This is a genomic window from Granulicella sp. 5B5 (assembly GCF_014083945.1).
Taxonomy (GTDB): Bacteria; Acidobacteriota; Terriglobia; order Terriglobales; family Acidobacteriaceae; genus Granulicella.
Genome location: NZ_CP046444.1, coordinates 2,308,944 through 2,321,289, shown reverse-complemented (window position 1 = coordinate 2,321,289; position 12,346 = coordinate 2,308,944). Strand labels below are relative to the sequence as shown.

General features: G+C 65.3%; 7 protein-coding genes. All 7 read left to right on the top strand.

Annotated features, from left to right (window positions below; all coding sequences use genetic code 11):
• Window positions 1-12: 12 nt before the first annotated feature.
• On the top strand, window positions 13-2,712 hold the full coding sequence (locus tag GOB94_RS09735) for a glycoside hydrolase family 3 C-terminal domain-containing protein (protein WP_182275743.1): 2,700 nt from the start codon (window positions 13-15) through the stop codon (window positions 2,710-2,712).
• Window positions 2,713-2,841: 129 nt separating this feature from the next.
• Complete coding sequence (locus tag GOB94_RS09730) at window positions 2,842-3,870, top strand: aldo/keto reductase (RefSeq protein WP_182275742.1); 1,029 nt, start codon at window positions 2,842-2,844, stop codon at window positions 3,868-3,870.
• Window positions 3,871-3,989: 119 nt separating this feature from the next.
• Entirely contained in the window at window positions 3,990-4,340 is a 351-nt protein-coding gene (locus GOB94_RS09725) for a carboxypeptidase-like regulatory domain-containing protein (RefSeq protein ID WP_182275741.1), read from the top strand.
• A 435-nt stretch (window positions 4,341-4,775) separates the two neighbouring features.
• Window positions 4,776-5,744: an NAD-dependent epimerase/dehydratase family protein gene (locus tag GOB94_RS09720; protein WP_182275740.1), complete on the top strand. Its 969-nt coding sequence runs from the start codon at window positions 4,776-4,778 to the stop codon at window positions 5,742-5,744.
• Between the two features lie 90 nt (window positions 5,745-5,834).
• Window positions 5,835-7,217, top strand: a complete 1,383-nt coding sequence (locus tag GOB94_RS09715; protein WP_182275739.1) for a nucleotide sugar dehydrogenase — start codon at window positions 5,835-5,837, stop codon at window positions 7,215-7,217.
• A 66-nt stretch (window positions 7,218-7,283) separates the two neighbouring features.
• The gene (locus GOB94_RS09710; protein ID WP_182275738.1) at window positions 7,284-7,727 is read left to right on the top strand and encodes a DUF1772 domain-containing protein; all 444 of its coding nucleotides are present in this window, start codon (window positions 7,284-7,286) and stop codon (window positions 7,725-7,727) included.
• 125 nt (window positions 7,728-7,852) lie between these two features.
• Window positions 7,853-12,334 (top strand): choice-of-anchor D domain-containing protein, encoded by a 4,482-nt coding sequence (locus tag GOB94_RS09705; RefSeq protein WP_255483820.1) that lies wholly within the window; start codon window positions 7,853-7,855, stop codon window positions 12,332-12,334.
• Window positions 12,335-12,346 lie beyond the last annotated feature (12 nt).

Here is a 12,346-nt window from a genome sequence, read left to right as displayed (position 1 = left end):
AGGAGAGCTTTCATGTCCTTGTTATCGCCCCGCTTCCTTGCCGCCAGCCTCTGCGGCCTGTCTCTCACGCTTGCTGCCGGTCTTGCCCACGCGCAGGCCGTGCCGCCCGAACACGCCAACGAAGCCCGCATCGATAAGCTCTTGCAGCAGATGACCCTCGAAGAGAAGGTCAATCTCATCCGCGGAGGCGTCGAAGACCCCAGCGTTTACCAGGGCCAGGCCGGCTATCTGCCCGGCGTCCCGCGCCTGCATGTTCCATCGCTGCGCTTCGCCGACGGGCCTCCGGGCCTGCTCACCCGCGTGCCCGCGCAGGCCGAGACCGCCACCATGGGCGTCGCCGCCACCTTCTCCGTCAAGGACGCGCAGGCCAATGGCGAAGTGATCGGCCGCGAAGCCCGCTCGCTCGGCATCGACGTCGTTCTTCAACCCTTCATCAACATTGACCGCGACATCACCTTCGCGCGCGGTTACAACACCTTCGGCGAAGACCCCTACCTCACCGGCCAGATGGGCGCCGCCGAGATCCGTGGCGCGCAGGCGCAGGACGTCATGGCCCAGGCCAAACACTACGTCGGTTACGACACCGACGCCTACAACGTCTTCATCGACCCGCAGACCCTGCATGAGGTCTACGCTGCGCCCTTCGACGAGGCCGTCCGCGCCGGCGTCTCGTCCATCATGTGCTCCTACAACCGCCTCAACGGCCCCTTCGCCTGCGGCAACCCGGACACCCTCAAGACCATCCTCAAAGGCCAGCTCGGCTTCAAGGGCTTCGTCACCTCCGACTGGGGCGCCGTGCACAGCGCACTCTTCATCAACCAGGGCCTCGACATGGAGATGCCCGGCCTGCCGCCGCCCGACAGCCCCTTTGCCGGCATGATGAACACCTTCTACGCCACCAAGCCCCTCAATAGCGAGATCACCAAGCCCAATGTGGCCGCCCTCGCCGGCATGTTGGGCGGCACCATCCCTGAAGAACCCAATCAAGCCACTATGGACCTGAACGCCTTCCCCCGCGACAACGACCACACCTCGCTCGGCGAAGCCATTAAAAACGGCACCGTCACCGAAGCCACCGTCAACGCCGCCGCCCGCCGCGTGCTCTACGAAATGGACCGCTTCGGCTACCTCGATGGCAAGCAGAAACACAACATCACCCCGCAGGACATCGAAGAGAACGCCGCCGTCATCCGCAAGACCGCCGAAGACGCCGCCGTATTGCTCAAAAACGACGACGCAACGCTCCCCCTTCGCCACGCGGACCTCGACTCGCTCGCACTCATCGGCCCCACCGCCGGCCAGGTCGACGCCATCGGCACCTTCGGCGAGCGCTCCGGCGGCCTCACCTCCCGCCAGGTTGGCCCGCTCGAAGCCCTCCGCAAACTCGACCCCACAGCCAAAATCGCCTTTGCCGTCAATGACGACATGACGGGCGCCCCCATCCCCGCCGCCATGCTCTCGCACGGCGGCAAGCCCGGCCTCGCGCGTACCGTCGGCAGCAAGACCACCACCGACGCCACGCTCGACTTCACCGCAAAGAACGGCAAGTCTCTTTCGCCCAATACAGAAGCGACGTGGCACGGCACGCTCACCGTACCCACCGCGGGTGACTACTGGCTCTATCTACAGGTCCTCGGCGCACGCGGCGTGCTCTCGGTCGACGGCAAGGAACTCGGGCGCACCGGCGCCACCAAGGGCGCGGTCCACGGCGATATCCAGCACCCTACCCAGGACAACGTCCTCCCCACCACCGACGGCCTCGACAACGTCCGCCGCGCCATCCAGCTCACCGCCGGCCCGCACACCATCGAGGTCACCTCCACCGGCGACACCTCCAACCATCCCGAACAGATCCGCCTGAACTGGATGACTCCCGAAGCCCGCACCGCCGCGCACCAGCAAGCCATCGACGCCGCCCGCCACGCGCACACCGCCGTCGTCTTCGTCTGGACGCGCGGCAAGCCCGCCTTCCACCTCCCCGGCGATCAGGACAAGCTCGTCGAGGAGGTCGCCGCCGTCAATCCCAACACTATCGTCGTCCTCAACACCAGCCAGCCCGTCGCGATGCCCTGGCTCTACAAGGTCAAAGCCGTGCTCGAAATGTGGTGGCCCGGAGACGAAGGCGGCTGGTCCACGGCAAATGTACTGCTCGGTAAAGCAGACCCCGCAGGTCGCCTACCCGTCACCTGGGCCACGCGCCTCGAAGACTACCCTGCCACCGACCCAGCTCACCCTGAGCGCTCCGCCAAAGGCGTCGACGGCAAGACCACCTTCTCCGAAGGCGTCGACATCGGCTACCGCTGGTTCGACGCGCAACACATCCAGCCGCTCTTTCCCTTCGGCTACGGCCTCTCCTACACCACCTTCGCCTACTCCGGCCTGAAGGTTGAGCCCAGCGCCAGCCACGGCCTCGACGTCACCGTCACCCTGCGCAACACCGGCAAGGTTGCCGGCGACGAAGTCCCACAGGTCTACCTCGGCGCCCCCCAAAAACCGCCCGCAGGTGCGCAGTTCGCTCCTCGTAAACTCGCCGCCTTCGTCCGCGTCTCGCTCGCGCCCGGCGAATCGAAGACCGTCATCCTGCACGTCGCCGCCCGCTCACTCGAGTACTGGTCCACCGCCACGAGCTCCTGGCAGCGCGCCGGCACGGCCAAGGTCAGCGTCGGCTCCTCCTCGCGCGACCTCCGTCTCTCCGCCGGACCGCAACAGTAACCTACGAAGGCCCCGTCCCTCCGCTTTACCGGGAGCGGGGCCTTCCTGCGTGTGCCGCATTGCGGCCAGCTCCAGGCGTGCATCCTCTATCCTGAACCTCAACCGCCCCGCGCGCGTCCAATCTAATCTATGAGCTCTGCACCGACTGCGCCCGTCGTCCCCGCCCCCATACACACCGTCCGCCTCGGCCACACCGGCATGAAGGTCTCGCCTATCTGCCTCGGCATGATGACCTACGGCAGCAAAAAATGGCGCGAGTGGGTCCTCGAAGAGGACGAGACCCGCCCCATCATCCAGCGCGCCATCGAAGCCGGCATCAACTTCTTCGACACCGCTGACATGTACTCCGTCGGCGAGAGCGAGGTCCTCACCGGCAAGCTCCTCCGCGAGTTCCAGCCACGCCGCGAAGAGCTCGTCATTGCGACCAAGGTCTTCAACCCCATGTCGTCCGCGCCCAACGACCAAGGCCTCTCGCGCAAGCACATCATGGCCTCCATCGACGCCTCGCTCAAGCGCCTCGGCGTCGACTACGTCGACCTCTACCAGATCCACCGCTTCGACCCCAACACCCCCATCGAGGAAACCTGCGAGGCTCTTCACGACGTCGTCAAGGCCGGCAAGGCCCTCTACCTCGGCGCCAGCAGTATGTACGCCTGGCAGTTCCTCAAGCTCCTCAACTTTCAGGCAACAAACCGGCTGTCTCGCTTTGTGACGATGCAGAACCATTACAACCTCGTCTACCGCGAAGAAGAGCGAGAGATGATCCCGCTCTGCCTCGACCAGAAAGTCGGCTGCATCCCATGGTCGCCGCTCGCCCGCGGCTTCCTCACCGGTTCGCGCAAACGCAGCGACGGCAAATCCGAGACCGTGCGCGCCAAGACCGACGACTTCGCCCACAGCCTCTACTACCGCGACTCCGACTTCACCGTCGTCGACCGCCTCATCGAGATCGCCGCCGAGCGCCACGCCAAGCCCGCGCAGGTCGCCCTCGCCTGGATGCTCGCCAAGCCCGTCGTCTCCGCGCCCATTATCGGCGCCAGCAAGCTCTATCAGTTGGAGGACGCCCTAACCGCACTCGAGCTCAAGCTCACCCCGGACGAGATCAAGCGCCTCGAAGAGCCCTACGAGCCACACCCCATCCTCGGCCACATATACTGATCGGTACATATCAGCGGCAGCCTGAATCATCACATCTTCCCGAAGATTCCATGACCTCGGTCACAATCGTTTGGGGGGAGTGTGCGTCATACTTCCATAAGGCACCTCAGAGGGCTCCCATGCCGCAAGCCGTACCGAAGCTAGCACTTTTCGCCGCTTTGCTCTGCGCCCCCGCGCTCTTCGCGCAGATCGGCGTCAATCCACGCACTCGCGAACTCTCCGGCACCGTCACCGACCACCAGCACGAGCCTCTGCGCGGTGCCGTGGTCAAGCTGCAGGAGGGCGACACCCCCAACATCGTCTCCTACATCACCGGCCAGGACGGCCGCTACCGCTTCCGCCGCCTCAACGGCAACACCGACTACCGCGTCTGGGTCACCTTCCGCGAGCGCACCTCCAAGTCCAAGTCCATCAGTAAATTCGATGAACAGATGAACAAGGTCATCGACTTCACGATGGAGACCTTCTAACGTCTCGGCGCGGTTATTGGATCACTCTCTCTGCCACACGCTCGCGCTCTCATTCGGAGAATGGACCCCGCTCTTCTCCGCTAGTTCCATCGCAGGTGCCAGCTTCGTCGTCGGTACACGGCCAAAATACATCGGCAGCCGCCCCCCGGCACCTGCGCTACTGTCAAGGCCTTCTCGCTCTAACCACCTCATTCCAAAAGCAATAAACATACACATTCCCAGGTTTCGCAAGTCTATACTGAAGATAGCCCACTGATTTTCACGCAACAGGAGCTTCGCCGGTAGTCCATAACCTGCTTCGTTTGAAGATCTTGACCGCAACCCACTTGAAATCAATATCTTGCCCGTTAGCAAAGCACCAACTCATTGATTTCAAAGATCAAACCCCGGAAAAGTATGGGGGGAGGGGGTGGGTACCCGCGCTACACTGAACACTTGGCAACCTATCTCATCACCGGAGTCGCAGGCTTCATCGGCTCGCACCTCGCGGAGGCCCTCCTCGCGCGCGGCCATAGCGTGCGCGGTTACGACAACCTGAGCACCGGCAAGCTCGCCAATATCCCCCAGGGCGTCGACTTCATCGAAGCCGACCTCGCCGACGCAGCCGCCATCGCCAGCGCCTGCCGCGGCGTCGACGCCATCCTGCACCAGGGCGCGCTGCCCAGCGTACCGCGCAGCGTCAAGGAGCCCCGGCCCAGCCACAACGCCAACCTCGACGGCACCTTCAACCTGCTCGAAGGCGCGCGCGCCGCTGGCATCAAGCGCGTGCTCTACGCGGCCAGCAGCTCCGCCTACGGCAACCAACCCGGCTTCCCGCGCGTGGAGACGATGAAGCCCGCCCCCATCGCCCCCTACCCCGTGCAAAAACTCGCCGGCGAGCTCTACATGCAGTCCTACGCGCAGATCTACGGCATGGAGACCGTCTGCCTGCGCTACTTCAACATCTTCGGCCCACGCCAGGTGCCCGACTCGCAGTACTCCGGCGTCATCGCCAAGTTCGCACTCAGCATGCTCCGCAACGAGCCCTGCAGCATCCAGGGCGATGGCGAGCAGTCACGCGACTTCACCTACATCGACAACGCCGTCAGCGCGAACCTGCTAGCACTCGAAGCCCCCTCCGAGCGCGGCAATCGAATCTTTGGCCGCGTCTTCAACGTGGCCTGCGGCGACCACATCACCCTCAACTCCATCTATCGCATCCTCGCCGAGCTCACCGGCTACACCCGGCAACCCACCTACACCGATCCGCGCCCCGGAGACATCCGCATGTCCCTCGCCGACGTCACCGCCGCGCGCGAGGCCTTCGGCTACTCTCCGCGTATTACCGTGCGCGAAGGCCTCGCCCACACCGTCGACTACTATCGCACCCTGCTCTCTCCCCTTCTCACCGCATCGCAACGCTAACGACACGCATCTGAAGAGACGCACTCATCGCAGACAGCCCGGTTAGAGGCCCTGCGCACGTATCGTCATCGCAGGAGATTGGCACGAAGCATGGCACGTCTACATACTCTGGCTGAATGGATCGAGCGCGTCGAATCGCGCCAGACACACATCGCCATCATCGGCCTCGGCTATGTGGGCCTGCCGCTCACGCTGCTCTTCAGCGAAGCCGGCTTCCACGTCACCGGCTTCGACATCGACCAGAAGAAGGTCGGCAGCCTCAACGACGGCATCAGCTACATCCACCGTATCCCATCAGCCGACATCGCTGCCGCGCGCGCCGCAGGCTTCACCGCCACCACGGACTTCGCTCTCCTCCAGGACTGCGACGCAGTCCTCATCTGCGTGCCCACACCGCTCGGCGTGGGCACGGAGCACGAGCATGAGCCCGACCTCAGCTACGTGCAGAGCACCGTCGAAGCCGTCGCACCGCACACGCATCCCGGCCAGCTCATCGTCCTCGAATCCACCACCTATCCCGGCACCACCACCGAGCTCGTCCTACCCATCCTCGAACGTCTCGGCCCAACACCGGTGCACCGCGAGACGGCAAAAGAAGCTGTCATCTCGGCCGGAGACTCTAGTGTCTCCGCACCACTGTCTACCCACTGCCTTCTCGCCTTCAGCCCCGAGCGCGAAGACCCCGGCAACACCACAACGCCACGCCACGCCATTCCCAAGGTAGTCGGCGGCACCAGCCCCACCGCCACCGCAGCCGCCGCTGCGCTCTACGGCGCCATCTTCGACCGCACCGTCTCCATGTCCTCACCCGACGCAGCCGAGATGACCAAGCTGCTCGAGAACATCTACCGCAGCGTCAACATCGCCCTCGTCAATGAGCTCAAGCAGCTCTGCCTCGCCATGGGCATCGACATCTGGGAGGTCATCGACGCGGCCTCCACCAAGCCCTTCGGCTTTCAACCCTTCTATCCCGGCCCCGGCATCGGCGGCCACTGCATCCCCGTCGACCCTTTCTACCTCAGTTGGCGCGCCAAGCAGTTCAATCAGCCCACGCGCTTTATCGAGCTCGCCGGCGAAGTGAACGAGTCCATGCCCGCCTTCGTCGTCGAAACCATCCGCAAGGCACTAGGCTCCCTCGAAGGCAAACGCGTCCTCATCCTCGGCATCGCCTACAAGCGCGACGTCGACGACCTGCGCGAGTCCCCCGCGCTCACGCTCTTCGGCCTGCTGCAGCACGCTGGCGCGCACGTCGCCTACAACGACCCCTACTTCCCGCAGGTCGGCATCGGGCGCCACTACGCCTTGCAGACCGCCTCCACGCCGCTCACCGAAGTCCCCACCTTCGACTGTGTCCTGCTCGCCACCGACCACAGCGCCTACGACATCCCCGCTCTTGTCGCCGCCAGCAAGCTCTTCATCGACACCCGCAACGCCACCCGCGGCCTCACCGCCCCCAACATCATCCGCTGCTGAAATCCGGTCCATCAAGGGAACCGGCGGCGCTTCTCCGCGTATCTAACCGCAGAAGAAGGAGCGCGCATGTTCATCCTCGACCTCATCACCACACTCTCCATCGGCATGCTCATCGGCGTTGAGTTCTGCGTCTCCGTCTTCATCAACCCCATCCTCGACCGTCTCGACCCGCTCACGCAGGCGCATCTCATGCGTGACTTCGCAAAGCGCCTCGGCGGCGCCATGCCGTTCTGGTACGGCTTCAACCTGCTGCTGCTCATCACGGAAAGCGTCTTCCGCCGTCAACAACCAAACGCCGCACTGCTTTACACCGCCGTAACACTCTGGGCTCTCACCATCCTGATGACCGTCCTCATCCTCGTGCCCATCAACAACCGCATGATGCAGCTCGAAGGCGCTATCTCCGAGCAGTCCAAGCGCGACCACGGCAAGTGGGACACGCTCCACCGTCTCCGCGTCGTCGCTCTCGCCGCCGCCGCCATCTGCGCCTTCATCGCCATAGGAATGTAGTGCTGCTTCCACACCGCGGCGCATTCTTATAGAATCCAGCGCAGGAACCCTCATCTCTACGCCGGCTGGATCCGATAAACCCTACTATGGGTGCGGAACTTGCCGTTGAATTATCAGGACCCAGCTTGCCGCAGAGCCGTTTCGCGAGCCCCCAACTCCGTGCCTTCACCCTGCTCTCGCTGCTCGCGACAGCACCGCTCTCACTCGCGCAGCAGCAGCGCGCCGAACGCTTCCTCGCCCAGCGCACCACAGCCAGTCCCAATGTCAGCGCAGCCGCCGCGCTTCTCAACGCGCGTAAACAGAGCACCGCGATGCCGCAAGCAGCCAGCCAGCCCGTAAGCCTCACCGCCGCCTGGCAGCCGCTCGGCCCGTCGTCGATCGACTCGCTCACCTTCGGCAATCTCACCGGCCGCATCACCGCGCTCGCCGCCGACCCCAACGACACCACCGGCAACACACTCTACGTCGGCACCACCGGCGGAGGCGTCTGGCGCTCCACCAACGCCGCCGGCTCACTCAGCGCCGCAACCTTCGCACCACTCACGGACACAGCAGCGACGCTCTCCATCGGCGCTCTCGCCGTGCAGCCACAATCCAACCCCGTCCTCCTCGCAGGCACAGGCGACCCCAACGACGCCACCGACTCCTACTACGGCCTCGGCATCCTCCGCTCCACCAACAACGGCGCAACCTGGACGCTCATCCCCGGCTCGCACGACGGCGTCAACGGCAACCACTCCTTCGCGGGCCTCGCCACCGCGGGCCTGGCCTTCTCCACCACGACGCCCACCCTCGCCGTCGCCGCCTTCAGCACCTCGCCGCAATCAACCATCGTCGCCGCCACCAACACCACCTCCATCCCCGGCCTCTACTACTCCACCGACGCCGGTGCGACCTGGCAGATGGCCACGATCTACGACGGCGCAACCATCGTGCAACAGCCACAACCGCTCGGCACCGGCCAGGTCGGCAACCCCGCCACCTCCGTCGTATGGGACGCGCTCCGCCAGCGCTTCTACGCCGCCGTCCGCAATCACGGCTACTACAGCTCGCCCGACGGCGCCACCTGGACGCGCCTGCTCGCCCAGCCCGGCATCGCGCTCACCACCGCCAACTGTCCCGTCGGCACCAACGGACTCGGCAGCGCATCCTGCCCTATCTTTCGCGGAGTTATCACAGCACAGCCGGCCACCGGCGACCTCTACGCCCTCACCGTCGATGCCAGCAACAACGACCTGGGCCTCTGGCAGGACCTCTGCCTCGCCGCTTCCGGCACCTGCTCCACGCCCGCACCCACCTTCGCCACACGCATCGACAACGGCGCACTCGACATGACCGGCACCACGCAGATCGCACAGGGCAGCTACGACCTGGCACTCAGCGCCGCACCCGCCGCCGCCAATGGCACGCTGCTATTCGTCGGCACCACCGACCTATACCGTTGCTCCATGGCCGCGGACGCCAGCACCTGCACGCTGCACAACACCACGAACGCGCTCGATGGCTGCAACGCGCCCGCCGCCGTCGCGCCAGCGCAACACGCACTCGCGGCAGTCGCCCTCGCCACCGGCACACCCATCCTCTACCTCGGCAACGACGGCGGCCTCTGGCGCTCACTCGACGGCGTCGCCGAAACCGGCTCCGTCTGCTCCGCCACCGACAGCACCCACTTCGACAACCTCAACCAAACCTTCAGCGGCTCACTCGCCCAGGTCGTCTCCTTCGCCCAGCACCCCACCGACCCCAACACCCTGCTCGCCGGCCTCGGCGCCAACGGCTCCGCCGCAACGAGCACCGTCAGCTCACAGGCTGGCTGGCCGCAACTCTCCGCTGGCGAAGGCGGTACCGCGCTCCTCGATCCCGCAACGCCCACCAACTGGACGCTCACCATCGGCGCAGGTGTCAACCTCGCACAATGCACGCTCGGCAGCGACTGCACCGCCGCCAACTTCGTCCCGCCCGCCACAATAGGTCCCGCGCAAGTAGCCTACGACGCCAGCCTGCTCGACCCGCCCTCGCTGCTCGACCCCGCCCTCACCAGCAACCTCATCACCGCCACCTGCCGCGTCTGGCGAGGCCCCGCAGCCTCCGGCGCAACCTGGTCCACCACCAACGCCATCAGCACCGCACTCAACGGCAGCGACGCGCCCAATAACAATGCGACACCCTGCACCGCTTCCAGCCCCCTCATCCGCTCGCTCGCGGCCGGTGGGCCCAGCAACTCCAGCAGCGCCACCCAACTCTCCGGCTCCGCAGTCCTCTACGCAGGCCTAAGCGGCTCACTCGACGGCGGCAGCACCCTCGCCGGCCACATCTTCGTCACCGCCAATGCCAACACCACGCCCACGTGGACAGACGCCGCACTCTCACCCGTCACCAACGACACCTCCGACACCAACCTCTTCAACCCGGGCGGCTTCGACATCTCCTCTCTCGCCGTCGATCCGCACGACCCCACCGGCGCCACCGTCTACGCCACCGTCATGGGCTTCGGCTACCCGCACCTCTACCGCTCCACCGACTTCGGCGCACACTGGCTCAACCTCTCTGCCAACCTGCCCGACGCACCCGCCAACAGCCTCGCCGTCGATCCCAACGACGCCAACACGGTCTACATCGCACTCGACACCGGCGTCTACGTCACGCAGGCCATCACAACCTGCGGCCCCACCACCAACTGTTGGAGCCTCCTCGGCACCGGTCTGCCCAACGCACCCGTGATCTCTCTCGAAGCCGCCGCCAACCTGCCCACTAGCACTGGCCAACTCGGCATGTTGCGCGCCGCCACCTACGGCCGAGGCATCTGGCAGACACCGCTGCTCACCGCAACCTCGCCACTCGTGCCTGCGCTCACACTCTCAGCCACCAGCTTCACCTTCCCCGCAACCCAGGTCTCCACACAGTCCGCATCACAGACACTCACCGTCACCAGCAGTGGCAACGCCCCAGCCATCCTCACCACACTCGCCATCACCGGCGACTTCACCGAAACCGACACCTGCGCCGGGCAAACACTTGCCGTCGGCTCTCAATGCACCGTCACCCTCACCTTCGCTCCCAGCACCACCGGCACGCGCACCGGCCAGCTTACGATCTACGCCAACATCCCCACCGGCCAGGCCACCGTCGCTCTCACCGGAACGGGCACGACAGCACCCACTGTCCTCTTCACGCCCACGGCGCTCACCTTCGCCGCCATCGTCGTCAACCAGTCCGACCCCGCACAGTTCATCAACATCGCCAACACCGGCGGCACCACCGCAACCCTGCAAACTCCCATCATCACAGGCGCAGATGCAGCCGACTTCACCATCACCGGCAACAGCTGCACCACCACGCTGCAACCGGGCACCGCCTGCGCCGTCGCCATCACCTTCACTCCCACCACATCCGGCACCCGCACCGCAACGCTCTCGCTCACCGACTCCGCCGGAACGCAGACCGCCTCGCTCACCGGCATCGGCAACGCCCCCGCCACCGACACCCTCTCCACCAACGCGCTCACCTTCGCGCAGCAGCAGCTCAACACCACCAGCCCCGCGCAGCAGGTCACGCTCACAAACTCTGGCGGAGTAGCCCTCACCCTCATCTCTCCTTCGGTTTCCGCAGGAGACTTCGCCATCGTCAACAGCTGCGGCAACTCCCTCGCCGCCAGCTCCACCTGCGCCATCAGCGTCACCTTCACACCGACCGCCACCGGCCCACGCACCGCCACGCTCACCATCGCGGACCAGTTCCACTCCCAGACCGTCACCCTCAACGGCACCGGCATCGCACCACCGGGAGTCTCACTCACCCCTGTCACCCTCGCTTTCTCAAACATCGGCGTCTCGCTCGTCTCGCAACCGCAGACCGTCACCCTCACCAACAACGGCGGTCAGCCACTCTCCATCGCGAACACCTCCATCTCCCCCGGCTTCACCATCGCAAAGACCTCCTGCACCACAACACTCGCACCCGCCGGAGCCTGCACCTACACCGTCCTCTTCGCGCCCACCACAGCAGGAGCGGTTACAGGCGCTCTCACGCTCACCACAAACGCCACCCCGGCCACGCGGTCCGTCGCGCTCACCGGCACCGGTATCGACTTCGCCATCACGCCCACCAATGCAACCTCAGCCACCATTACCGCGGGCTCCTCCAACGTATACACGATGCAGCTCAGCTCAATCGCCTCGCTCACCGGCAGCGTCGCACTCAGCTGCACCGGAGCCCCCACCAACAGCACCTGCACGGTCGCACCACCCAACGCGCAGCTCGGCACAACGATACCTTTCACCGTCACCGTCGTCACCGACATCGCAGTCGCCGCACTCGCACCGCAAGCCCACTCCAACGATATCTACCTCGCGCTGCTGCTTCCACTAGCTCTGCCGCTCTTCCTGCGCAGCCGCACACGGCACACACTCACCCTCTGCGCTGCACTCACTCTCGCATCACTGACCGCGCTGACGGGCTGCGGCGCCAACCGCATCATCCCCCCCACAGGCGGCAGTGGCGGTCCCGGCTCATCCAACCCCACACCACCCGGCACCTACGCCCTCATCGTCAGCGGCTCCGTCGACGGCCTCACCCACACCGTCCCATTAACCCTCACCGTGCAGTAAGTAGCAGGCGGT

What these genes read in the sequence shown, in the direction of transcription:
- GOB94_RS09710 (WP_182275738.1), top strand. Translation starts at nt 7,284, where the DNA reads ATGTTCATCCTCGACCTCATCACCACACTCTCCATCGGCATGCTCATC.
- GOB94_RS09735 (WP_182275743.1), top strand. Translation starts at nt 13, where the DNA reads ATGTCCTTGTTATCGCCCCGCTTCCTTGCCGCCAGCCTCTGCGGCCTG.
- GOB94_RS09715 (WP_182275739.1), top strand. Translation starts at nt 5,835, where the DNA reads ATGGCACGTCTACATACTCTGGCTGAATGGATCGAGCGCGTCGAATCG.
- GOB94_RS09725 (WP_182275741.1), top strand. Translation starts at nt 3,990, where the DNA reads ATGCCGCAAGCCGTACCGAAGCTAGCACTTTTCGCCGCTTTGCTCTGC.
- GOB94_RS09730 (WP_182275742.1), top strand. Translation starts at nt 2,842, where the DNA reads ATGAGCTCTGCACCGACTGCGCCCGTCGTCCCCGCCCCCATACACACC.